Raw genomic sequence first — 23876 nt, forward strand, 5'->3', positions numbered from 1 at the left:
GACTTCCCTGACGGGGCGACACAACTGTCGCCCCGTTTTTGCATACCTGGGTTGGCTCCACACCTCATGGAGATCGGAATGTCCATTCACATCGATGTCGCCAAAATGCTGCCGGTCGTCGTCTCGATCCTGATCATTCTTGCAGTCGCGGCGCTGAGGAACTATTCGCGCGGGTTCGCGGCGATTGCGGCGGTCATGCCGCTGAATATCCCGCTGGGCATGTGGATCGTGTACGCCGGGGCGGAGAACAAACAGCAGAGCATGACCGAGTTCAACGGCGTGCTGCTGGTGAACATCGTGCCCACGCTGATCTTCATGATCGTGACGTGGCAGGGCGCGAAGATGGGGTGGTCGCTGGGGCGGCTGCTGGTCGTGGGCTATGCGGCATGGGGCGTGGGGATGGCGGTGGTGTTCGCGGCCCGGCGCGTGTTGGGGTGACGGGGCGGAATTCGCCCGTAGAGTCGTGTATTGGCATCAACGGCAGCAGCGGGCATGGGGGCGTTTTTGAGGTAAGAACAAAGGCTGGGCGGGTTACAAACCCGCCCCTACAAAACCCCGTTGGACGCTGCCTGTCGCCCCTACGGTGCTGCGTCTGCGGTCGCGGTGGCATCGGCGGACTGTACCGGAGCGCCTTCGCGCGCGACGACTTCCAGATCCGTTTGCAGCTCGTTGCTGGCCAGCAGCGACGGCACGCTGACGTCGAACGCGGTGACGTCGATGGGCATGGAGGTCGAGAGCGTGATCGTGTCGCCGTTGAGTTCGACCGTGGCGGGCACGGTGTACGTCTGCACGACGCCGTGCAGTTCGACCTGTCCGGCCAGGGACAGCGTACCGGACGCAGGCGGATTGGGCAGCAGATTGTCACTTTTGGCGATGTACACGCCCTCCGGGTAGGCGTCCAGTTCCAGCGCGCGGCGGATGGTGGTATTCACAAGGCTGTTGCCTACATCCAGCGAGCGGCCATCGAGGGTGAAGTTGGTGTACAGCCGCCAGCCACCCGACTCCTGCACCAGCTCGACCGTGCCCCCCGTCAGCTCAAACGAGCCGTTCACTTTGCCGATGCGCGTATCCACGACCACCTTCAGCGATGAGGCGTCAATATCGACCGTGTAGCGGCGCGCTTCGGGCTGCGGCGTGTGGGTTGCCAACACAGAACTTTGCGGCGTAACGTCACGCCCCGTCCAGACCCAAGCCAAAACAGCGGCAGCAGTGATGAGCAGCAGCAGCGCCAGCAGGGATTTCACCGGCCAACGCCGCGCGCGGGGCTGGGGAGTAGTCGTCATAGGGCATCCTTTACTGGCTCCGGCTCGGTCTGGCCGCCCTGATGCAGACGGTAGGCGCGGCCCTCGAAGCGCACAGTCCGGCGGACCAGCGCGCGCAGCCAGAGCGCGGGCGATATGAACGTGTCGAGCATAAACAACTGCGGATAGGCGGCGAGATTGAACGCTTGCCCGAAGCGCACGCGGTCCAGCCCGTAGGCGATCATCAGGCGAAACGCGGCAAAGCCCCACCACGTCCGGCGGCCCCACCAACGCCCCTCGCGCTCGGTGATCCAGCCTAGCAGCACGCCGACCGTCAGCGGGTTGGTGAGCGGCCCGGCCAGGAACACGCGCGGATTGTAGGCGCGCGACAAGGCGAGCGTCTGCACGATCTGCTGCGTGGCCTCGTCGGTGGTTGTGCGGCTGGGCACGATCTGCACCGGGACCGGCAGTACGGCGATGCGCTGACCGTTCTCGCGCAGGAGGCGGCCCAACGCCGCGCCGGGATCGGCCTGATCGAGCAGGCTGATCAGCCCCCCGCACTGCTGGAGGGCGCTGCGGCGCACGATTATGAAACCGTTCGCCATCGCCAGCACGCGGTTAGCGAGCGCCGCCACCGGCAGCGCGGCGGACCGGACGTGATTGGCGTGCAGGGCGGCGAGCGTTTCGCCGCCCGTCGGCGCGGGGACAGATTCACGGCGCTCCGGCTCCTGCACCAGCGGAGGCGCGAAGGCTGCCGCGATGGCCGGATCGGCCAGGGTCGCCAGGGCTGCGTTCCACAGCTCCGGCGTGATTTGCGCGTCCGGTTCGATGAAGGCGATCAGGTCGCCCTGCGCCGCTTCGTACCCGGCCCACAGCGCGTGAATCGCGGGCACGTGGTCGCCTGCCGGACCGCCGATCACGACGCGCAGCACGCCGGGATAGTCGTTAGCGGCTTCACGCGCGGTGACGTAAGCGGGCGATTCTTCCGATTCGAGAACCATCAGCGCTTCGTAATGGTCGGTGGGGCGGTGCGTGCCCAGCAGGTGCAGCAGCGAGAGCGTATCGAGCGTTTTGCCGAACAGCGGCACGATCACGCTGACCGAGGGCGCGGTATCGGGCGGGGGCGGGGGAAGCTGCCGCCAGAACCGCCGGTTCGCCAGGTAGATGAGGATGTGGTACAGCGACGACAGGATCAGTGCGTTGACCAGGATCGACTGGATGGCATAGCGCACTCGCTGGGACATGCAGCACTCTCACTTATGTCATGAAGCGGCAACAGGCGGCGGGCCGCCAGCGGTCAGGGCGCGCGGCGGGCGTTCGCCGGACGAGCCAAAGGAGGGGAACTGAACGCCCTTACGTCCCCGCAAAAGGGGCAGAGAGGGGCGGTTCTCGCCTCGATCGACCGCTCACATGTTGGCCGAAAATGAACGCTGATCACTACAGACTGGTGATGACGATCGCCAGGAAGATTATAGCAAGGGCGGCCAGCACTGTGAGCAGCAGCACGCAAATGATGCGCTCGGTGTGGGCGGGATCGGGTGCGCGGCGCGCAGTGTGCGGCGTGGGACGGCGCGGGGTGAAGCTGCCATCGCCATAGACCAGCAGATGGGTGGGCGGCGGAGCCAGCGGCGCGCGTGCGGGGCGGGCATCCCCGGCCAGGGCCAGATCGGGCAGCAGATCGTCGGGCAGGATGGGGGTAATCGGCTCGGTGGCCTGTTCGAAGATCGGGTTGGGGCCGGGCGCGGGCGTATCGATCAGCGCGCGCACGATGGGGCCGATCTCGCGGCGCAGCACGTCGTTGAAGGCGGTGCTCAGCGCGCCCGCGGTCGGGTAGCGCAGCGCGGGCGACTTCGCCAGCGCGACTTCCATCACTTCGTGCGTGCCGAGTGGCAGATCGGAGCGCAGGCCGAGCGGATTCGGCACGGGGTCGCTGATGTGCTGGTGCAGGGTCGCCAGGGAGGTCGCGCCGCGAAACGGCAGCGTGCCCGTCAGCAGTTCGAACAGCACGACGCCCAGGGAGTAAATGTCTGAGGCGGGCGTGGCTTCTTCGCCCCGGCACTGTTCCGGCGAGGCGTAGGCTGCCGTGCCCATAAACGTGCCGCTTCCGGCCAGCGGATCGATACCTTTGTTGTGGTGCGCGATGCCGAAGTCGGCCAGATAGGCGCGGCCATCGTTATCGAACAGGATGTTGCCGGGCTTCAGGTCGCGGTGGATGACGCCCTGCTCGTGTGCGTAGTCGAGGGCCAGGGCGATCTGTTCGAGCACGCGAGCGATGACGTGCAGCGGCAGCCGCCCGACCTTGAGGGCGTCGTCGAGCGTGCCGCCGTCGAGCAGCTTCATCGCCATAAAGGGCGTGCCGTCATATTCCCCGAAGTCGTAGACCGGCAGAATGTGCTTGTGGCGCAGGCTGGCGGCAAGCTGTGCTTCGCGCAGGAAGCGCTGGCGGACGGCACGGTTCGCGGCCAGATGCGCGGGCAGGACTTTGACGGCGATCTGGCGCCCGTGCTGTTCGTCGTAAGCACGGTACACACTGCCCATGCCGCCAGTTCCGAGAAGGTTGTAAAGGCGGTAGGGGCCAATCTGACTGCGGACCGCGAGTTGTGTTTGCATGATGGAATTACCTGAGATGCGCGCTGACCCTAGTGTATCATATGGCGCTCAGGTGACTTGTAAAGGATATGCTAGGAATTGATAGAAGACGTAGAGGCGTCAGGTGGAGGCGCGGATCGACTGCGCGATGTGGTCGAACAGGTCGCGCGTGCCGGGATAACCGTCCCAGTGCGCGACGATCACGGCCAGCCACCGGTCACCCTCGCCGGGGAGCAGAATGATCGGGTAGGTGGCGCGAGTGGGGGGCAGCGTGCCGTCCAGCCGGACGCCGTGGCCGTAGGCGGACGGGAAGTCGTCGTAGGTGGGCGTGACTGCGCCGCGCGCCGACGCGCAGTCGAACGCCGCCGCCGGATTGCGCTCGATTTCCGCCCGGCAGGCTTCGGGCACGCCGAACACGCTCACCGGATCGAGGCGCTGCACGACGATCACCAGGGAGGCGTTGGTGTAGGGGCCTTCGGGCGGCACGGCGCGATCGGACAGCACGAGCGACGATCCGCGTGACGCGAACAGGAGCGCGCCATGCGTCGAGGCGGCGCTCCAGCCGCCGGGGTGTTTGATCGTGATGCCCAACTGCTGGTCGCGGGTGGTCGCGTCGAGCGATGGGCCGGAGGCGAACAGGCGCGTGCCGAGCACGGTCCCGGCGACGAGCAGCCCCACGATCGAAACGACCAGCGAGGCATACACGCCTGGGCGCGCCCAGCGCGGCAGGTGTGGGGCGGGCGCGGCGGCCAGCACGCGGTTGGCGGGCGGTTCGTCTTCGTTGGCATCGCTGTCCTCGTCAATTTCGTGAATGTCGTCCGGCTCCGCGTCGTGTGGGGCGGTATCCGGCTCGCCGGAGACGGGCGGGGGTTCCGGCGCGGGCGCGCCTTCCGGCGGGCGCGGGGGCAGCGGGCGGCCTTCGTACAACCACTCGGCATCCTCGACGCCGTCCGGGCGTTGTTCAAGGCCGAGCGCGCGATCGATCGCCTGACTGAGAACCGTCGCGGTCGAGTAGCGGTCGGCGGGACGCTTGGCGAGCGCTTTCGCCAGCACGCCCGCCGTGTCGGGCGGCAGCGTCGGGTCGAAGTCGCACGGGTCGGGCACGGGAGCGTCGAGGTGCTGTTTGATCAGCGCGAGGATGTTCGCGCCGCTGAAGGGCGGCGTGCCGGTCAGCATCTCATAGGAGACTACGCCCAGGCTGTAAATGTCGCTGGCCGGGGTGATGCCCTCGCTGCGGCACTGTTCGGGGGAGGCATAGGTCGCCGTGCCAATGAAGTCGCCGGTCATGCTGGTGCGCACGTCCGCCCCCATGATGCGCGCCACGCCAAAATCGGCCAGATACGGCTCGCCGTCGTCGTCGAACAGGATGTTGCCGGGTTTCACGTCGCGGTGGATAACACCCTGCTCGTGCGCAAAATCGAGCGCCCCGGCGATCTGGCGCAGGATGTATGCGGCATCGTTGGCCGTCAGCAGCGAGTCGTGCATGCGGTTTTCGAGGGTATGCCCGCTGAGCAGGCGCATGGCGAAGTAGGGCGTGCCATCCGCCTCGCCGATGTCGTAGACGGGCAGAATGTGCGGGTGTTGGAGCCGCAGCAGCGTATCCGCTTCGCGCTGGAAGCGGCGGCGGGTGGCGCTCTTGGACGCGAGGTGCATCGCCAGCACCTTGAGCGCGACCTCGCGCCCGTCTTTGGGGTGGACGGCGCGATAGATGCTCGCCATGCCGCCTGCGCCGATTTTGCCCAGCACCTTATAAGGCCCGATGGACTCGGGCAGGGGACCACCGTGCGCGGGCGGCATGGCTGACGCCTTCCGTCAGGCGCGGATCACGCGCTGCCGCCCAGGTGGGCGCAGAGCCAATCCGTTGATTTCTGGAATACGAGCGCGCGCCAGTCGGGATGCTGGAAAGTGTGCCCGGCGTCTTTCACCAGGAACAGCTCGCCGCGATCGCCCAACGTGGCTGCGAGCGCTTCGGCTTCGGGCAGGGGGACCACATCGTCCGCCGTGCCGCGCACGACGAGACCCGGCCCTGCATAGTTTTGCAGCGTACCGGTGACATCCAGCCCGTAGAAATCCGACAGAAACTCGATGCTGATGCGCTGCCCGCCCAGGATCAAGGCGTCCGGGCCTTCGGTCGGGATCTCCCCGAAGTGCAGCGACGGAATGCTGACCGCGTTCCACAGCACCAGCGCCTTGACGCGCGGATCCTGCCCGGCCAGCAGCGAGGCCACGCAGCCGCCCAGGCTCAGGCCCAGCACGCCGAGACGCGCCGGATCGATGCCCGGCTGGGCGCTAATCCAGTCGAGCGCGGTCACCGCGTCGTCCAGTTCGGTCTGGACCGTGAACTCCTCAAAGTCGCCGTCGCTGTCGCCCGATCCGTAAAAGTCGAAGCGGAGCACCGCGAGGCCCGCCTGCGCGAAGACACGCGCCGCCTGCACGAACAGGCGATCCTGCTCGACGTGCTGCCCGGTGAAGCCATGCAGCATCACCACAACCGGCGCGGCGGCTGCCGCATCTGGCCGGTGCAGCAGCCCGCGCAGCGTTCCCAGCCGACCGGTAATCTCGACCGGGTCGATGCGGCTCATTCCTTGGCTTCTCCGTCGATGATCTTGTCCGAATCATCCGAGGCGCGGCCTTCGATGCGGCCCCGCACTTTCATGAGCTGCTTCATCATCTTCTGGCGCGCGGTGGGGTGCTTGATGTGCTCCAGGCCCATCTCGAACACTGAGGCGGCGAGCATGGCATTGCCGCTGCGCATATGCAGGTCCGCGATGGCGAGCAGCGTCTGGCCGTAGTTTTCTTCGTCGCCGACTTCCTGGAACATGGCCGAGGCTTCGCGGTAGTTGGTCAGCGCCTGCTCGGAGTTGTCGAGCTTGGCATAGATGCGGGCCATGTTGCCGAGCACCTGCGCCAGACGGTGCTTGTCCTGAATCTCGCTGAACGTGTCGTAGGCGTCGCCCATCGGTTCCAGCGCGGCTTCGGAATCGCCGTTGGAGTGCAGGGCCAGCCCCAGGTTGACTTTCATCTCGGCGGCCATATCGGCCACACCGTCGGCTTCGTAGGCGGCGATGGCCTTACGGAACGTCTCGGCGGCCTCTTCGTAGTCTTGTTCCATGAACTGTTTGATACCCAGTTCTTTCAGGTCGTTTGCGGTTGGCATTGGATGATCACCTCATGAAGATAAGAGCCTGACGATAAGTTTACTGTATCTTAACGCAACGCGCATGGCGTGGGATATAGGCCGAGGGTCATTGAGTCGCGCGCCAATTGACACCCGGACAGGGCTATGGTATACTGAACAAATGTTCTAATTCTTCACTTGGCTCCTGCACTCAGTATACGACAACCGCAGTTTCTTTCTCGCGCCATTCAAGGAGAAACAACTATGCTCAAGGTAGTTTGGGTCGAAATTCCTGTGAAAGACCTCGACCGCGCGTTGAAGTTCTATAACACGGTGTTTGGGCTGACCGCCAGCGAGGTCGCGGACGACGGCGTGCGCCGCACGGTGGTCCTGGCCTACGAGCACGGGACGGATAAGCCGGGGATCTCGCTGAACCAGACCGCGAATTTCGAGCCGAGCGATCATGGCGTGTACGTGTACCTGGACTGCGGCGAGGATCTGGTCGCGCCGATGGGCCGGGTGGAGGCGGCGGGCGGCAAGGTGCTCACCGAGAAGACGTATATGGAGGACGCGGGCTACTACGCGTCCGTGCTCGACAGCGAGGGCAACCTGATCGGGCTGTATTCGGCGGAGTAGGACGGCGGGGGGCGACCGGCGAGATCGCGCTCTGGTTCCGGGAAAACAGCTGCTTGTGGGCGGCAAGATCAAAGACAAACGCGACCTCACCCCCAGCCCTTCTCTCCAGTCGTCGCTGGAGAGGGGAGACAAGCGAATTCTCCGGCGATTTTACGGGGCGGGTTATGAACCCGCCCCGTTTTGTATCCGGGCACAAGACAAAAAACGGGCGGGTCCGTATATACGGACCCGCCCTGATGAAATTTCGATGTGTGCGCCGAGCGCGGGGTCAGATCGAGTCGATCACCATCGCGTCGGGCAGGATGGTGCCGAGCGCCTCCGGCGTCAGGCCGTTTTCGAGCACGAGATCGACGTCGCGCCCCAGCAGATCTTCCAGGTAAAAGCGCACGGCCATGTACCGGTCGAACGACGGGTGCGCGAGCTTCACCAGCAGATCGATGTCACTCTCCTCGTCGGAGTGATCGTGCCGGAAGGAGCCGAACAGCCCAATCCGGCGCACGCCCATCTGGCGCAGCTCGGTACGGTGGGCGCGCAGGATGCACAGAATTTGATCCGCCGTCCAGCGCGGCGGTTGGAGTGTGGTAGCCACAGCGACCGTTGGAATCCTCCGCATTAGCAGGTTGCGTACAAGCCGCCGGTCGATTCGAGCCAATCGGCAATGCGTTCGACCGCGGCGGGCACGTTGTTGTCAGAGATGTCGAGTTTGAGGGTCGGCAGGCAGGACTCATCCACGAGGCGGTCCATCAACTGCTGTTCCTCCACGAAGACCTGCAAATCATCGTACTGCGAGGGATTGCCGGATACCTTGAGCCGTTCGGCGCGGGCCGCGGCGAAGGAATCCGGGGAGCGTGACACGTACACCAGCCGGAAGCCGAGCGGCAGCAGCCGCTGTTCCAGCCAGCGGAACGGGTAATCCGTGCCGTAGGTGCGAAGCTGGTACATGCGCGTGGACAGGTGGAAACGGTCCACGATCCACGAGTAGTAGCGCTGAAGCTCGAAGAGGCGCGCCCAGGTCTGGTACGTCTCCATGGCGAGCGCTTCTTCTTGCGGCTCGAAGTTGATCAGTCCGCGTCCCCACGGGAAGTTGGTGAAAGCACACCACTCGCCGGAGATGAGCGGCGAATGGTAACGGTACTTACGCGGCCCCACGATGCGAGGGTGCTCGTTGAGCGCGAAGGCGATATCGGTTTTGAAGGTCAGCCGCGTACCCTCAAGGATCACCTTGGGGCACAGCTTTGGACCGGCCATAGTGTTTGGGTTCCCCCCAGATTAACCAACGAACGACGCGCTATTATACCCCTGGCAAAGACTAATGGGAATATGTCATTTCTGCACGACCGTCACCGTGCCGATGGTCTGGTAGTCCGCGCCGTCGGTGGTGGGCAGGATCGCGCCGTCGTAGTACGTGTATACCTTCACGCCGACTGTGTACTCGCCGGGCGGCAGATCGCCGGGCAGGGCGAGCGGGTGCGGATCGAAGACCAGCGCGCCCGGTTCCCAGCCGGAGGTCGGCGCGTTCCCGGTGGCGGGATAGCTGTCATGCTGGGCACGCAGCACGCCGGACGAATCGAGCAGGAAGACGGACACGCTGTAATCGGCCTCCAGCGGCGCGTCGGTGCTCCACCATAACTGTACGGGCAGCGTGTCGCCCTGGTTAACGCCGTCGCGGGCGACGGCCTTGTGCAGCGTGATGTGCTCGCCGTACTGCGTGATCTGCTGGTCCAGCACCGAGGCGCGGTCGTAGCGGAAGACGTAGATCGGCGCGCCCGCGTGATAGTACGTCAGCGTGCCGGTGCGCACGAAGCCTTCCTGTGCGAGCAGATCGATCACGTCGTGCTTCTTCCATTCCTCGCCCCAGTAGGGCATCCAGAGGCCGTCGGTCTGGTCGAGGTGCGCCTTGACGTAGGCGAGGAAGTCGTAGCCGTAGCGTTTGCGGTAGTCGTAGAGCGAGACGATCTGGTCTTCGGCCCCGGCGGGCAGCGCCAGCTTGAGGTGATACCACAGCGCGGCGTGCTCGCCTTCGACGTCCATCAGCACGGGATCGTCGGCGGCGTAGCGCGCGGCGATATCGGTCGCCATGGCGCGCGAGGGCGGGTGCACGAAGTAGGACGAGGTGGTGAACACCCCGTTGATGACCATGAAGGCCACCAGCCAGCCGCGCCCGAAACGTCCAAACGCGGTCAGGCCGTACCCGGCCAGCAGCGCGATCGGGACCATGATCACCGAGACGTTGCGATCGGTCAGCATGGGGAAGTAGGGCGCCATGCCGACCGTAAAGAAGATCGGGACGGCGAACCACAACACGGCCAGCAGCGTATCCGACAGGCGCCTGTCGCGCGGGATGCGGGACATCACGCCGGGGGTGCGCGCCAGCAGCGGCGCGAGCGCCCCGGTGAACAGCAGCATGCCGTTCAGCGCGACGGGCGTGCCGAACGACTCGACCGCGAGATATTTGAGCGTGTGCCAGTTGGTCGGCATGCCGTGGATGGTGAGCACTTCCACGTTGACCGGCGTGTTGGTGAACTGGTAGACCACGACGGGAATCCACGGGGCGAAAGCGATCACCGCCGCCGCGTTGATGGCGACGAAGTTGCGCCACGGCTCGCGCCCGCGCAGCGTGATCAGCGCGTGCAAGACGATGGCGACGTTGACCATGTAGGTGTAGTAGTGCAGGTACAGGCCGAGGACGGTGCTCAGGACGTAGCCGAAGGCCCAGCCGCGCCGGGGATGCCGCCGCCACTCGATGTAACAGTAGGCGGTGGTCATCATCACGAAAAAGACCATCGGATAGTCGCGGACTTCCTGCGTCAGCACGACCTGTTTATCGAGCAGGGTAAAAACCAGCGCGGCCAGCACGCCCGCTTCCGGCGTGAACAGGACCCGCCCGACACGATAGAGCAGCGCGATGCTGGCGATGCTGAACAGCACCGCTTCCATGCGCAGCGCGACCACCGTGCCGCCCACGACCGCTTCCCAGGCGCGCAGCATGATCGAATACTCCGGGCCGTGGTGATCGTGCACCATCGTCCAGGTGAGGTCCTGGACGCTGTCGCCGCGTGCCAGCCACAGCGACCAGCCTTCGTCGCCCCAAAGGCCCTGGTCGTTGAGGTCGTGAATGCGCAGGTAGGAGGCCAGCAGCAGGACGCCGAGCATGGCCCACAGCATCCAGCGCGATCGTGAGTGGGTGTGTGTGCGTGTGGTCATGAGGGGGAATTGTACCACAGGAGCAGCCGTTAGCGGCTAGCAATTGGCGGTTAGCCGAGAAGCAAGCAGCCGGTGCGATGGGAAGGAACGTCAGCAGTCGGAATGCGACAAAACGGGCGGAGCAAGCCCCGCCCCTACGAGCCTACCGGGCGCAACCTATCGCTTGATCGTTGCTTTTTGGCCCCTTGCTAATCGCTGAGCGCTGACGGCTGCGGTTTACAGCGTGATGTTCAGGATCGCTTCCGCGATGCCGCGCAGCTCCGAGGTGGACATCTGCGAGAGGCGCATCGCCAGATCCAGGTACGACTCGTTGATCGGCTGGGCGGCGAAGTGGCGCACCTCGTCGGGCAGGGTCTGGAAACGCTCGGCGTCCTGGCGCTGGGTCAGGGCCGCCCCAACGCGGCTGTTGCCGTCCACGAGCGCGGACAGGTTCATCTGGCAGGCGTGGGCCAGTGTGACCAGCACGGGTAGAGGGATCGGCTGGTAGCCCAGCTCGTAGGCCGTAAGCTGATCGACCGTCAGCCCGGTGTCCTCGGCAACCTGCTCGACGGAGAGACCGCGCTGCTGCCGGGCGGCGCGCACCATCGCGCCGATCAGCCGGTTGCGCAGCAGCACGTATTGATCGTGATCCACGGCGCGGCGGGAGGTCTGTTCGGCCAGCGTCTTGGTGCCCCAAAAATGGCTGACCGGCACGTCGAGCGCGTAGGCCAACAGCTCGACCTGGGGCAGACTGGGCATCGCCTGGCCGAATTCCCAGCGCAGCAGCGTGTCGGTATCTACACCGACCTGGGCCGCGCATTCGTCCAGCGAGAGCCGGGCGGTCTGGCGCGCGTCGCGGATCAGCACTCCCAGGATGCGCGCGCGCAGCAGATAGAGATCATCGAAATTCTGCGGCTCGCGGGCCGGTTCGGCGCGGTTCGTAGACTTGTGGCGCAGGCGTGCGGCAAAATCGCTGAAACTCATAGCCCGTTCCTCCCAGGACTGCGGGTCCGTTCGTATGGTTGCATTATACACGCGCCGGGGTGGGATGCAATGCGCCGCTGACGATGCGGAAGCGCTGCGGGCATGCTCAGCGCATCGTCAGCGGCGCCGGTCGCCGCGGCGATTCTGACGGGGGAAACGGTTAATTTGAGCTGCTTCGATCTCAGTAATTCGCCGCAAAGAGAATATTCATAAAAATTTAGAAATTGATCGGATTCTTTTCACAGAATTCACCATAAGATAACGATATATCCTTCTACGAGCACTTCCCTGCCCCCACATCATTCATCACAGTGACCTCGTGTATCGGCTCTCAGGAGAACGATCATGCTTAGACGCCTCAAGATATTGCTGGTTATCCCGATCCTGATGGTTGCATGGAGCGGGGGAGTTGTGGGGACGCCCCATGCACAGGCGGCAAGCGGCTTATGCCCCATCATCGACTGGAGCGGTGCGGCTTCAAGTGCGGCTCCCGTCTATCAACTTATTCTCAAGACTCTACCTGCGGGAACCGTCGTGCATTACGACCTTACGTCGTCCGGGCCTGCTTTGCTGATATTCGCGCTGCAAGACGCTGCGATGACCATAGCGTTTCAGACTGTACATTTGGGAACGCAACTGTCGGGCGTCACGACCATCTCTGCTGACGGGGAATACCAACTGGCGGCAGGGGCGTTGGGCGCTACGGCTCCCACGTATGAGTTGACGCTCTCCGTCAGCTATGAATGTGGCGTGGAAAGTGCCGCCGCAGTGTCTGCGGGTGGATCGATCTGCCCGGCGGTGCTGGACGGGCGGATCAATGCCGACGCGACGTTGGACTGCGCTGCGCCTATTGCCGTGTTTGCGGTGAATGGCGGCTTCGACATTTACGAGCCGGGGGCCGGGGGCGCGCCGGTGTTGTCGATCAGTGCGGGCCAGATCGCCAGTGCAGGCGCATCGACGGATGGGAACGTGCTGCTGGCCGAGGGCGTGTTGAGCAGCGGGCAGTCCGTGCAGTTGTATTACCTGACGACCGGGGAATTCAGCCTGATCACGACGTACCCCGATGGCAAACCGTACGTCATCGTGTGGGCGACGGGCGCGGCGGACCTGTATCACGCCGCCGGATAACGGCCTTGCCGTCCCGGTTTTTTTCTGCATCCGATTTATCTTCTCAGGAGATTGAGAATGTCGAAGGTTGCGAAGTTCCTGCTGCTGCCCTTGATTCTGATGCTCGTATTGAGCGGCGGTTTTGCCTTCGGGGCGCCGCGCGCACACGCGGCAGTTTCCCTATGCCCGATTATTAGCCAGAGTGGCACGGCATCCCCCAGTACGCCCCCCATTGAATACGCCACGGTGGTTTTGCAGGAAGGAACCATTGTCCATTACGAGGTGAGCGCTTCCGTTGCCTCGCTCCTCGTTTTTCAGAGCGCCAGTATGACGGGCCTGAGCGGAACGATAGAACAGCGGTTAGCGGATACCAGTATGTTGGGCACGATCGTTATTTCCGCGACCGGTACCTATCAAATGATGGCCGGGCTGCTGCCGTCTGCCGACAGCACGTTTACGATCTCAGTGACTTATGAGTGCGGCGAGCCTGACGCCGTGGTCAGCGCTTCCGCGTGGGGTCCGGCCTGTCCGGCGGTGTTGGACGGGCGCGTCAACGCCGATCCGGCCCAGGACTGCGCGGCGCCGGTCGCGGTGTTCCCCAAGCGCGGCGGCTATGAGATTTACGATCCGGCGTCGTCGAGCGGCCCGGTGTTGGTTGTGACGGCGCGGCAGATCGCCAACGCGGGCGTGCCCACCGGTGAAAACGTGCTGCTGGGCGAGAGTGTGTTGGGCGATGGGCGGACGGTGCAGCTTTACCGCCTGACGACGGGCGAGTTCAGTCTGATCACGACGTATCCCGACGGCAAGTCGTACATCGTCGTGTGGAACACGGCTGGCGGCGTGCATCACGACGCGAGCTAGCAGCCACCGGTTTTAAGGTACTCCCTCCACAGCGCCCCGGCTCATCACCGGGGCGCGTTTTTTTGCGCTAACCCGGTCTGCAAGGATGTGTTAGTAGGCTTCAATCGGGTTTAGGCTTCTTATTGCAAAGAGAATATTCATAAAAAATTGGAAATTACAGAATGTTTTACTTGAAAAACCAGCTTAAGATGGAAATATGTCCTCTTAAGGGTGCCGTCCATCTTTCCACCATTTATGGCGCTCCGCATGTCATTTTTTCAGGAGAAGAACAATGCCCAGTCGTTTCAAGTTACTGCTGGCTGTCTCGATCGTAGTGCTGATGTTGGGCGTGTTCGCGCCCGGAGCGCCGCGTGCTTTGGCGGCGAGCGGATCGTGCGAACTGCTGCACTGGACCGGTGTGGTTCCTTTTGGCGGCAGCCACACAGAAACGCTTACTCTGGATCTCCCCGCCGGGACCGTTGTTCATTACGAACTGACCGCCGATGCAGAGGCACTGTTTGCTGCTCAATATGTGGCGGACAGCCAGATCCTGCTGCACGAAACGATCTCAGCCTTCGGTCTGTCAGGGCATTTTATTGTCGCAGGACCAAGTACTGGGGCATTGATTCCGATACCGCTGCCTGGGGTCGGTCAGCTCATGGTGGGCCTGCTCGCTGCGGCGCAGGACACGACAGCAACTATTTCGGTCACGTATGAATGCGACGGCGCGGTGGTGTCTAACGCTGCTGCCTGGGGTCCGACCTGCGCGGCGGTGCAGGATGGCCGCATCAACGCCGATCCCGGCCAGGACTGCGCCGCGCCGGTGGCCGTGTTTGAGAAGCGCGGCGGCTACGAGATCTACGATCCGGCGGCAGGCACTGGTGTGCCGGTGCTGGCGGTCAGCTATGGCCAGATCGTGAACGCGGGCGTGCCCACGGGCGAAAACGTGCTGCTGGGCGAGGGCGTGCTGAGCAACGGGCAGACGGTGCAGCTTTACCGCCTGACGACGGGTGAGTTCAGTCTGATCACGACGTATCCCGACGGCAAGTCGTACATCATCATTTGGGCCAAGGGCGCGGGCGACCTGTATCACTACGCCGAGTAGCTCTGCCCCGTATTACCGTACTGCGGCAGATTTCAGCGTCCCGATCGCTCGACCGGGGCGCTTATCGTGTGCGGGGCGGTGGGATCGCGCCGCCGACTGCTTCTCAACGCGCGGGCGGTCCTGTGGTACACTTCCGCGTATGACGACGATTCCTTCCCCTGAGCTGCATCCGAACGACCGCACGCGCCGGATCTTGATCGCGTGGGTGCTGCCGCTGGCGATCTATGCCGCGCTGGCGGCGTTGATCACGTGGCCGCTGGTCACGCAGATCGGCACGCACGCGGCGGGCGCGGGGTACGCCGACGCCGACGAGATCATCCGGCACGGCTGGTGGATCAAAGAGGCCGTGCTGCACGGCGAAAATCCGTTCCGGCAAACGCTGCTGGCCTATCCGAACGGCTTCACCAGCACGCTGATGTGGGCCTACCCGCTGCGCTTCGGGCCGACTGCGCTGCTGGCGTTCGTGGTCGCGCCGCTGGCTGCGTACAACCTCGTGGTGCTGATCACGCTGGCGCTGAACGGGTTCGCGGCGTACCGGCTGGGGCTGGATCTCAGCGGGCAACCGCTGGCGGCGCTGCTGGGCGGGCTGGTGTTTCTGGCGTTTCCGGCGATGCAGGGCCACGCCAGCGCGGGTCACGTCGAGATTCTGACGCTGTGGCCGCTGGCGCTGACGGCGCTGTGCCTGTGGCGCATTTTGTGCGACAGTGCGGGCTGGCGCACGGTGATCGGCGGGGCGGTCTGCTTCGCGCTGGCGGCGCTGGGTATGGTGTCGCAGATCATTTACGGCCTGATGCCGCTGGTCGCCGTGTTCGGTCTGTACTTTTTGCTGTTCGCGCGGGATCGTATCGTCGTGCGCGGCGCACCGCTGCGCGATCAGCCCTGGGCGCGGGCGGCGGCGATGATCGTGCTGGGCGGCGTGCTGCTTCTGCCGTTTTTCGGGCCGCTGCTGACCGAGGCCGGGCGGGCGGAGGTCGAGGGACTCAGCGAGCCGGGACGCGTGGCCTACAGCGCGGATCTGCTGGCGTTCGTCAGTCCGTCGCCGTTCGGGCTCTTTGAGGACGCCGTGCCCGCCTATACGCGCGACGTGCTCGGCACGAACTCCGCCGAAGGCTCGGCCTACCTGGGCATCGCGGCGGTGGCGCTGGCGGCGGTGGCGCTGGCGACGCGCAAAGCCGCGCGGCCCTGGCTGGCGCTCGGATTGGTGGCGATGGCGCTCTCGCTGGGGCCGCTGCTGAAGTGGCGCGACCAGCCGGTAACGCTGCACTTCGAGAACTTCGAGACGGCGATCACGCTGCCGTGGGCGTTCGTGCAGGATCTGCCCGTGATCGACGCGACGCGCACGCCGGGGCGGTTCAACCTCGTGACGGGGCTGGCGCTGAGCGCGCTGGTGAGCCTGGGCGCAGGCGTGCTGCTGGGCCGGATGCGGCGGCTCCCGCTACGGATCGCGCTGGTGGGCGCGGTGGGTGCGGCGATCGTGCTCGAATACCAGTTGTTCTGGCCGTTCCTGACCGTGGACGCGCGGATGCCTGTCTATTTCGATCGACTGGCGGCGGAAGACGACGTGCGCGCGGTGGCCGACGTGCCGCTGGATAATCCGCTGGTGCAGAAGGCGGCGCTCTACGAACAGACGGCGCACGGCAAGCCGATCATCGCCGGGCACATTTCGCGCCGGACGCCGCAGGACCCGGCGGTGCTGCGCCTGATCGACGCGGCGGCGCTGGGCGACGAGGCCGATCCGCTGACGACGCTGCGCCGCCAGGATGTCGCGTATGTGCTGTCATCGGCGGGCGTGGTGCAAAAGCCGTTTTTGAGCGATCCCGCCGCCACGCTGGACCGGCTGCGCTCGATCTTCGGCGGGGCGGCGTATGAGGATGACGGAATCGCGGTGTTCGTCGTGCCGCGCGTGCCCGATCCGCCGGAGGGCTTCACGCTGGCCGTGACGGAAGGCACGGATGGGTGGAGCGCTGCCGTTCCGGTGGATGGCTTCGACGGGCGCTGGCTGGCGGCGGACGGCGATCTGTCGCTGGTGGCGGGGCAGGCGCAGGCGGGCGATCTGGTGTTCCCGGCGGCGTCCTACGGCGCGGCGGGGCCGATCGGCGTGTGGCTGGGCGGCGACCTGATCGACGCGGTGACGGTCGAAGCCGGGGCGGTGCGCGTCCCGCTGTGGCTGGACGCGGGCTTCCATACGCTGCGGCTGCGTGCGTTGGACGGCTGCACGACCTATGCGTTCGATCTCGCGTGCCTGAACGAGACGGCGCTTGCGCCGTCGTGCGCGCCGCTGGAACCACCGGTGTGCATCAGCGCGGCGTTTGGCGCGCCGACCTGGGAACCGGACTACTCGCCCCCGGTCACGCTCGACGCGGCGGTGGGCGGCGGATTGACGCTGCGGGCATATACGCTGGATCAGACGGCGGATGCGCTTCGCCTGCGGCTGTATTGGGCGGCGTCGAAGCCGCTCGACGAGAATTACGCGCTGTTCGTGCACGTTGCCGATCCGCAAACGGGTGAGCCGCTGGCGCAGTTCACCGGGTTTCCCGTGCTGCCGACGGACTCGTGGGCGGCGGGCACGCGTTGGCAGTCGGACGTGACGATCGATCTGCGTGACGTGCCGGAGGGGACCGCCGCGATCAATGCCGGGTGGTTCGTGCCGGAGACGGGGGAACGGTTGGGGATGGTTGAAGTGGGAGTTATAAGTCGATAGTTTTTAGTGGTTAGTCAAGGGCAAGAACAAAGCGAAAGGCAGACCTCACCCCCGGCCCCTCTCCAATCTGGGTTGGAGAGGGGAGACAAGCAGGTGAATGGGGCGATCCGTAGGGGCGGGGCTTGCTCCGTCCGTGGGCGACAAGGACGGGTCGGATTAGGTAGGGCGTATCGCAATACGCCCCTACGAGCGGATTGGGGCAACAAAAAACGGGGCGGGTCTATGCAGGCCCGCCCCGTTCGGTGTGCGCGGATTAGCCGCGAATCAGCTTGGGGATGTCGCGCAGCTTGGGCATGGTGCCCATCAGCAGCACGTTCACGCGGAAGATGCGCGAGGCCGCCCAGAACATGAAGATCACCGAGACGATCAGCAGTACCATGCTCGACAGGAGTTCACCTACCGGCACATCGATCACGGCGACGCGCATGCCCATCGACATCGGCGCGGTGAAGGGGATCATCGAGAGCACCTTCGCCAGCGTGCCGTTCGGCTCTTCCACGATGATCGACATGGCGAAGAACGGGATCATCGCCGGGAACGTCACGAACGTCACATAATTCTGACTTTCGCGTGCGGTGGTGCTCATCGCGCCGATGGCCGCCATCGCGGAGCCGAACAGCAGGTAGCCGAGCACGAAGTAGACGATCAGCAGGGCCAGCGCCGAGGGCGTCACGCTGAGGTCGCCCAGGCTCTCGAAGACGCTGCCCGCACGGCCACCGATCAGCATGAAGGTCCCCGCGAGCGTTCCCACCTGGATCAGCGAGAGCGTGCCCATTGCCAGCACCTTGCCGACCAGCAGGGGCAGGGGGCGCACCGAGGAGAGCATGATCTCGATGATGCGCGATTCCTTCTCCTGCACGACGCTCTGCATCACGTACCCGCCGCCCCAGAAGATCGACATCGCCAGGATGATGCCGAAGGCGTAGACCAGCACGAAACTCTGATTTTCGTTTTCGGCTTTGGTCGTTGCTGCCGAGTCAACGCGGTGCTCCTGCACGGTGGCCGGAGCGCGCAGCCGGAAGAACAGCGTCTGGTACGTATCCGCGTCGGCGCGCTGGAGCAGCGTGGCGAGCACGAAATTCTCGACGTACTGGTCGGTGTTGGCCGTGTCCATGCTGAAGCCGGTCATGTATTCAGAGACCTGACCCGTTTCGGTATAGTCCGGCTCGATGACGTACAGCACGTCGATTTCGTTCGCTTCGAGCGCATCCTTGCCCGCTTCGACGGTCGGATAGCCGTGGATGAGGCTGCGCATGCAGCCCGGCGACGTGAGCTGCTTGACGATGGCCGGAGACAGCGCGGCCACGTTCGACGCGTCGCAGGTGTCCGCCGTGACGTCGTAGCTTTGCGGCGGCGGGAACAGATGATCCGGCGTCAGGTCCACGAGGCCGATCACCTGACTGGTCCCGTTGATCTCCTCGGTGATGGACGAAGACGGCTGGTCGGTTTCGTCGCCAGAGTCGCGGGTTTCCTGGTACGCCTGGTAACCCATGAAGGCCACTGCCGCCAGCAGCGGAAACCCAAACGTGACGAAGAGATACGACTTACGGCGAACCTGCTGCCGCACCTCGTATAGAAAGACATCAAACCAGTGAGTCATCGCCCGAACAGGCTCCTTTTCTGCTTTTGCTTCCGCGCGGGGAGCGCATCCATTTCCTGCGTCGCGGTGGTCAGCGTGACGCTGCCTGCGCGCAGAGCCTCCCACAATGTGCGCGGGGTAAGGCGCTTGCCATACATCAACATGCCCAGCCGGAAGACCTTCGCCGCCAGCCACACGACCACGATGGTCGTGACCACCTGGATCACGAGGCTGATGCCGATCTGCTACATGGGGATATCAGTCAGGCCGATGCGCATGATCAGGCCGATGCCCGCCGTCAGCGGGAAGAACATGAAGAACACCGGCATCGCGCCGTCAGGATTGGTGAAGTACACGGATAGCAGCGCGATCGGCAGGACGTTGACCAGGGTCACGACGCTGGCAAGCTGGCGGCTTTCCGCCTCGGCGGTGACCGCCGCGCCGATGCCCAGCATGATGGCCGAAAACAGCGCGAAGTTGAGCACGAACACCACCAGGAACAGCAGCAGCATCGGGATATCGACCGCGCCGCCGCTGATGAAATCGCGCGCTTCTTCGAACTGGCTGGCGATCGCGATGCCCGCGACGGCCCACAGCACGATCTGGGTCAGGGCGAGCGCGCCCAGGCCCAGCAGCTTGCCCCAGAGCAGCTCGATGGGCCGCAGACTGGTCGCCAGGATCTCCATCAGGCGATTTTCTTTTTCTTCCACGACGCCGTTCATGAGGAACTGCGCGGTGGTGTTGGTCGCCATGAAGTACAGGAACGCGAACAGGAACGGCAGCAAGATGCGCCCGACTATGGCAAACTCGCCCAGCTCGTCGCCGGTATCCGCGTCGCGCAGGATCACGTCCACAGGCGCGGCGAGACGGTCGCTAGAGACGGGCAGATCGCCCGGTGCGCGGGCCGCAATCTGGGTGCGCATGAAGTCTTCCACGTCGCTTTGCAGCGCCGAAGGGATATTCTGCGCCGCGTAGAGATCTACCAGCCCGGTCATGACATAGTTGTCGGGCACGACGAAGTAGGCATCGAGCACGCCGCTGTCCAACTGTCCTGCGGCACGCTCTTGCAGCTTGTCGTAATAGGCCGCGAGGTCGTCAGGACTCGCGCCGTCGGCGGGGGCGGACACGTCCACATCGGTGACCGGGGCGAAGGTATCGTAGCCCGGCACGGTTTCGGTGATGATGCCCGCACGGTCGATATAGCCCACCTTCTGGAAGGCGTCGGTGTTGGTTTCGCGGTTGGCCGTGACCTGAATGATCAGGAACATGGCGACGAACGTGATCGCCGGAACGCCAAACGCCGTGAACAGAAAGCTGGGCCGTTTGAAGTTGAAGAAGTACTCGCGCTGGAGCACGAGCTTCACTTTATTCCAGGCCATGAGATTAGCTCCGTACCGGCAGTTCGCTGGGCTGTGTGTGGTTGTGGTTCCCGCCCGCCACCTGGATGAAGATCTCGTTCAGGCTGGGCACGGCCAGCTCGAAGCGGCGCACGCGATAGTTCTGGCTGGTGGCCATTTCCTGCATGATGGCGTCGGGCGTGATGCCGCTCGCCAGGTGCAGCAGGACTTCGCGCCCATTTTCGGCGTTTTCCACCGACGCGACGCCGGGCAGCGCGTTCCAGTTGCCTTCGCCTTCGACGATGACGGCGTTCTCCGCGAAACGATCGCGTACTTCCTGCACGCTGCCGTACAGCACGCGGTGACCGTGATCGACCATCAGCAGGCGGTCCGCCATTTCTTCGATCTGCTGCATCTGGTGGGTGGACATCATGATCGTCACACCGTCGCTGTTCAGGCTGTAGAGCAGGTCCTTGATCACCTGCGTGTTGACGGGGTCCAGGCCCGAAAACGGTTCGTCGATGATGATCAGATCCGGGTGATGCAGCACGGTGGCGATGATCTGGACCTTCTGCTGCATACCTTTACTCAACTCGCTGACCTTGCTCTTGATGTTCTCGCCCAGATCGACCTGTTCGAGCATGCTTGTGGCGCGCGTCTGCGCATCGCTGCGCGACATGCCCTTGAGCTGGCCAAGGTAGGTCAGGATGTCGATGACCGGCACGTTGCGGTAGAGTCCACGCTCTTCGGGCAGATAGCCGATACGTTCTTTGGTCCGGTCCGAGATCGGGCCGCCCAGAACTTCAATTCTGCCGGTGTCGGGCTTAAGGATGTCGAGGATCATACGGATCGTCGTCGTCTTACCTGCGCCATTTGGTCCAAGCACCGCGAAGATCTCGCCACTGTGCACGTCAAAGGTGAGGTCATCTACCGCGGTGAAATTTCCGTAACGCTTCGTCACCGAGCGCACGGAGACCGCATAGTTCGAACCAGGGGCAGCCATGTCTTGCTCCTTCAAGTAACGCCTTGTATCGACTGAGAAACCGGGGATAGGCGTGGAAAGAATAGCGCGTACACCACATCATTATACGCAGCCGCGCGAGCCGAGGTTGCAAAAACGCCGTAAAATCGCCCCCCGTTTGGCGATGTCCGACCCTACCTTAGACTCTAGCAGGCTGACGCCTGATCTGTCCCGCTGCACGCCGTAATTTTGACGCGCCAAAACCGGCCCGGAACGTGTTATCTACCGTGCGATTTCAAGCCCTGGTGCACGCGGCAGCCAGGAGAAAAACGGCTCGATCGCGTCTAAAACGTGCCTGCCGTGCTGACGTTGAACCAGCCGGGAATGTCCACGATCCAGCACTGGTACCCGTTCGCCAGCTCGTACTGCCACCAGACCCAGTATTCGGCCTGATAGGGTCCGCCGATCACCAGGGCCTGATCGCCCGCCTGCATGGTCTGCGCTTCGACGGATTCGGCGGAGGGCACGGCGCGGCAGTGCGATTCGTCACCCATTTGCGTGATCTGCACGACGGCATTCAACCCCATGCCGGGCGTGGTGTAGATCGGGTCCATCTCGATCAGCCAGCCGTCATTGTCCACGACCCAGCCGGTTTGCCCGCTGCCGAGGCCAACCTTCAGCCAGCGGAACCCTTCGGCGTCGGAGGACCGCCCGGTCCATAAAATGCGATCGCCCCAGTAGAGCGTATCAATGACCGCGGCGGACTGCCCGGGCTGGGCGCGCACGTTCAGCCCGGCCCCGCTGGCGGTGACTTCCAGCACGCGGTTCTGAAACCCGTCACGGTGATTGTCGGCCAGGGTGGCGCGATCCGGCTGCACCGCCAAACCCAACAAAAAGGCCGCGACCGCGACTGCCAGCCACATCCACGGTGAACGGCGGAGCCAAAGCATCATCGAACGCCTCCAAAAAAGTAGTTCGTAGGGGAGTTGCACACGATTTCATTATAGCGTTGGAATGGTCGTGGACGAAGTCGTTTGGTCAAAGTCGATAGGTGGGTGGGCGGCAGCGGGCAGGGCGAGGCATAACCGCGACCTCACCCCCGGCCCCTCTCCAATCAAGTTGGAGAGGGGAGACAAGCGTGCATGGGTGATTCGGTAGGGGTAGGGCTGCCCGACTCGGATTTTCTCGAAGCGGGAGGAGCAAGCGCGGCCCCTACGCGGCTGGGTTGGCTGAACGTGCCTGCTAGAACTGCGGCCCGACGACGGCATAGATCGAAAAGACCACGACCGAGGCGAGCGTGTACAGCGTCAGGACGTTGTTGACGTAGCGCCGCTCGTCGGGGAGGTCGGTGCGCATGTAGAGCGGGATGATGAACGGCGGCGGCAGGATCAGCATGGTAAACAGCGCGGCCTCGAACGGCGCACCGAGGTCGAGTAGATCGCGGATCAGCAGGCGGCTCAGGATCAGCGCCAGCGGGATCAGGATGGCGAGACGCACGGCGATCACGGTCGCGGCGTCGCGCAGGCCCGCCCGATCGAGCTTGATGCCGTAGCCGACGATGATCAGAATCAGCGGGATCAGCAGGTCGCTCAGGTATTCCAGCATACGCATGCCCGCGCCGATCACCGGGCGATCGTAGAGGAACGACTGTGCGCCGAGCAGATTGAGCGCGATCCCGGCCAGGATGCCGATCACGACGGGCGAGCTGAAAAACGTGCGCGCAAGCTGGGCGGGCCGCTGCGCGCCATCGCGGATGCTGAGCATGAAGGCCAGGAACACGAACCAGATAAATAACTCGTGGCCGAGGTCCATGACGGCCAGCGGACCGAGGCGATCGAGGCCGTAGGCGCTGCCGTACAGCGCGATGCCGACCATGCCGTACTCAAAGCCGGTCATCAGGAACGGAAAGTAGAGGTGCGGGATCGACCAGCGGCGCTGCGCGGCGCGCGAGGAGGCCAGCATCACGGCCAGCAGGACGATCATGGTGATGAAGATGGCGATGTACTTGGTTTGCAGATCGGTGTTCAGAAACGAGAGGAACAGCACGGCGGGCAGGGCGAAATTGGTCACCATCTTGCGCAGATCGTCGATGGTGTGTTCCGGCAAAAACTGCCGCCAGCGAATCCAGGCGCCCAGGCCGATCAGCAGCAGGATCGGCAGCACGCGGTTGACGATTTCGGTTGTTTGATCCATGTGAGCAGGTGTCCTGTGGGTTGAGCGTGATATGCGTCGTGCGCCAGGAGTGAGAAGGGGATCGACGGGCGCACGGACGTTTACTGTACCACAAAAGCGGGATCGTGCGCTGCGCGGCGGCGTCCGGCCTGTGAGGGGGCGGCTGAGGGAAACAAAGGCGGAGCCTGATATTGGCCCCGCCTCTCGATCTGGTCTATTCTTTTCAGTTTACACGGCACGTTTGCGCGGTGGCTGCCGGAAAAACGTGCTGTGGGACTTGGTGCGGCCTGAGTGGTGACACGCTCAGGCCGCGCTGCGTGTCT

Annotated in this window: 22 protein-coding genes; 6 read left to right on the forward strand and 16 right to left on the reverse strand. The window is 64.2% G+C overall.

Going from position 1 to position 23876, the window contains the following annotated elements; translation table 11 throughout:
• Positions 1-78 precede the first annotated feature (78 nt).
• The gene (locus V7116_RS08730) at positions 79-438 is read left to right on the forward strand and encodes a hypothetical protein (RefSeq protein ID WP_324391520.1); all 360 of its coding nucleotides are present in this window, start codon (positions 79-81) and stop codon (positions 436-438) included.
• 140 nt (positions 439-578) lie between these two features.
• Here the strand turns inward: V7116_RS08730 and V7116_RS08735 are convergent, their stop codons facing one another.
• The 6 genes from V7116_RS08735 to V7116_RS08760 all read right to left on the reverse strand — a co-directional run bounded on the left by V7116_RS08735 (position 579) and on the right by V7116_RS08760 (position 6987).
• Positions 579-1283: a YceI family protein gene (locus V7116_RS08735; RefSeq protein WP_324391521.1), complete on the reverse strand. Its 705-nt coding sequence runs from the start codon at positions 1281-1283 to the stop codon at positions 579-581.
• Positions 1280-2485, reverse strand: coding sequence for a glycosyltransferase (locus V7116_RS08740; protein ID WP_324391522.1), 1206 nt, complete (start codon positions 2483-2485; stop codon positions 1280-1282). The genes V7116_RS08735 and V7116_RS08740 overlap by 4 nt, the downstream gene beginning before the upstream one ends.
• A gap of 193 nt (positions 2486-2678) precedes the next feature.
• Complete coding sequence (locus V7116_RS08745; protein WP_324391523.1) at positions 2679-3851, reverse strand: serine/threonine-protein kinase; 1173 nt, start codon at positions 3849-3851, stop codon at positions 2679-2681.
• Between the two features lie 99 nt (positions 3852-3950).
• The gene (locus V7116_RS08750) at positions 3951-5627 is read right to left on the reverse strand and encodes a serine/threonine-protein kinase (RefSeq protein ID WP_324391524.1); all 1677 of its coding nucleotides are present in this window, start codon (positions 5625-5627) and stop codon (positions 3951-3953) included.
• A gap of 26 nt (positions 5628-5653) precedes the next feature.
• Entirely contained in the window at positions 5654-6412 is a 759-nt protein-coding gene (locus V7116_RS08755; protein WP_324391525.1) for an alpha/beta hydrolase family protein, read from the reverse strand.
• Positions 6409-6987: a tetratricopeptide repeat protein gene (locus V7116_RS08760; protein WP_324391526.1), complete on the reverse strand. Its 579-nt coding sequence runs from the start codon at positions 6985-6987 to the stop codon at positions 6409-6411. Before V7116_RS08760 ends, V7116_RS08755 begins: the two co-directional genes overlap by 4 nt.
• 225 nt (positions 6988-7212) lie before the next feature.
• On the opposite strand from V7116_RS08760, the gene V7116_RS08765 reads away from it, so the two are divergent.
• On the forward strand, positions 7213-7584 hold the full coding sequence (locus V7116_RS08765; RefSeq protein ID WP_324391527.1) for a VOC family protein: 372 nt from the start codon (positions 7213-7215) through the stop codon (positions 7582-7584).
• A 268-nt stretch (positions 7585-7852) separates the two neighbouring features.
• On the opposite strand, the gene V7116_RS08770 is transcribed toward V7116_RS08765, so the two are convergent.
• From V7116_RS08770 to V7116_RS08785, 4 genes are all read right to left on the reverse strand, one after another.
• Complete coding sequence (locus V7116_RS08770; protein WP_324391528.1) at positions 7853-8173, reverse strand: nucleotidyltransferase family protein; 321 nt, start codon at positions 8171-8173, stop codon at positions 7853-7855.
• Between the two features lie 23 nt (positions 8174-8196).
• Complete coding sequence (locus V7116_RS08775; RefSeq protein ID WP_324391529.1) at positions 8197-8832, reverse strand: hypothetical protein; 636 nt, start codon at positions 8830-8832, stop codon at positions 8197-8199.
• 75 nt (positions 8833-8907) lie between these two features.
• Positions 8908-10788 carry a glycosyltransferase family 39 protein gene (locus tag V7116_RS08780; RefSeq protein WP_324391530.1) on the reverse strand — a complete coding sequence of 627 codons (1881 nt, stop codon included), beginning with the start codon at positions 10786-10788 and terminating at the stop codon, positions 8908-8910.
• A gap of 216 nt (positions 10789-11004) precedes the next feature.
• The gene (locus tag V7116_RS08785) at positions 11005-11751 is read right to left on the reverse strand and encodes a helix-turn-helix domain-containing protein (protein ID WP_324391531.1); all 747 of its coding nucleotides are present in this window, start codon (positions 11749-11751) and stop codon (positions 11005-11007) included.
• A gap of 624 nt (positions 11752-12375) precedes the next feature.
• On the opposite strand from V7116_RS08785, the gene V7116_RS08790 reads away from it, so the two are divergent.
• The 4 genes from V7116_RS08790 to V7116_RS08805 all read left to right on the forward strand — a co-directional run bounded on the left by V7116_RS08790 (position 12376) and on the right by V7116_RS08805 (position 17504).
• A complete protein-coding gene (locus V7116_RS08790; protein WP_324391532.1) occupies positions 12376-12879 on the forward strand; it encodes a hypothetical protein in 504 nt (167 codons plus the stop codon).
• Positions 12880-12936: 57 nt separating this feature from the next.
• Positions 12937-13719 carry a hypothetical protein gene (locus V7116_RS08795; protein ID WP_324391533.1) on the forward strand — a complete coding sequence of 261 codons (783 nt, stop codon included), beginning with the start codon at positions 12937-12939 and terminating at the stop codon, positions 13717-13719.
• A 271-nt stretch (positions 13720-13990) separates the two neighbouring features.
• On the forward strand, positions 13991-14803 hold the full coding sequence (locus V7116_RS08800) for a hypothetical protein (protein ID WP_324391534.1): 813 nt from the start codon (positions 13991-13993) through the stop codon (positions 14801-14803).
• Positions 14804-14942: 139 nt separating this feature from the next.
• Positions 14943-17504, forward strand: a complete 2562-nt coding sequence (locus V7116_RS08805; protein WP_324391535.1) for a hypothetical protein — start codon at positions 14943-14945, stop codon at positions 17502-17504.
• A 253-nt stretch (positions 17505-17757) separates the two neighbouring features.
• Here V7116_RS08805 and V7116_RS08810 read toward each other — a convergent pair whose 3' ends face one another.
• The 6 genes from V7116_RS08810 to V7116_RS08835 form a co-directional block, all read right to left on the reverse strand.
• Positions 17758-19104, reverse strand: coding sequence for an ABC transporter permease (locus V7116_RS08810; RefSeq protein WP_324391536.1), 1347 nt, complete (start codon positions 19102-19104; stop codon positions 17758-17760).
• Positions 19101-19310 carry a hypothetical protein gene (locus tag V7116_RS08815; protein WP_324391537.1) on the reverse strand — a complete coding sequence of 70 codons (210 nt, stop codon included), beginning with the start codon at positions 19308-19310 and terminating at the stop codon, positions 19101-19103. The genes V7116_RS08810 and V7116_RS08815 overlap by 4 nt, the downstream gene beginning before the upstream one ends.
• 18 nt (positions 19311-19328) lie before the next feature.
• The gene (locus V7116_RS08820; protein ID WP_324391538.1) at positions 19329-20462 is read right to left on the reverse strand and encodes an ABC transporter permease; all 1134 of its coding nucleotides are present in this window, start codon (positions 20460-20462) and stop codon (positions 19329-19331) included.
• A 4-nt stretch (positions 20463-20466) separates the two neighbouring features.
• Positions 20467-21423, reverse strand: a complete 957-nt coding sequence (locus V7116_RS08825) for an ABC transporter ATP-binding protein (protein ID WP_324391539.1) — start codon at positions 21421-21423, stop codon at positions 20467-20469.
• 302 nt (positions 21424-21725) lie between these two features.
• Positions 21726-22334, reverse strand: a complete 609-nt coding sequence (locus tag V7116_RS08830) for an SH3 domain-containing protein (protein ID WP_324391540.1) — start codon at positions 22332-22334, stop codon at positions 21726-21728.
• A gap of 289 nt (positions 22335-22623) precedes the next feature.
• Complete coding sequence (locus V7116_RS08835) at positions 22624-23574, reverse strand: hypothetical protein (RefSeq protein ID WP_324391541.1); 951 nt, start codon at positions 23572-23574, stop codon at positions 22624-22626.
• Between the last annotated feature and the right edge of the window lie 302 nt (positions 23575-23876).

The organism is Aggregatilinea sp. (assembly GCF_036822615.1).
Classification (GTDB): Bacteria; Chloroflexota; Anaerolineae; order Aggregatilineales; family Aggregatilineaceae; genus Aggregatilinea.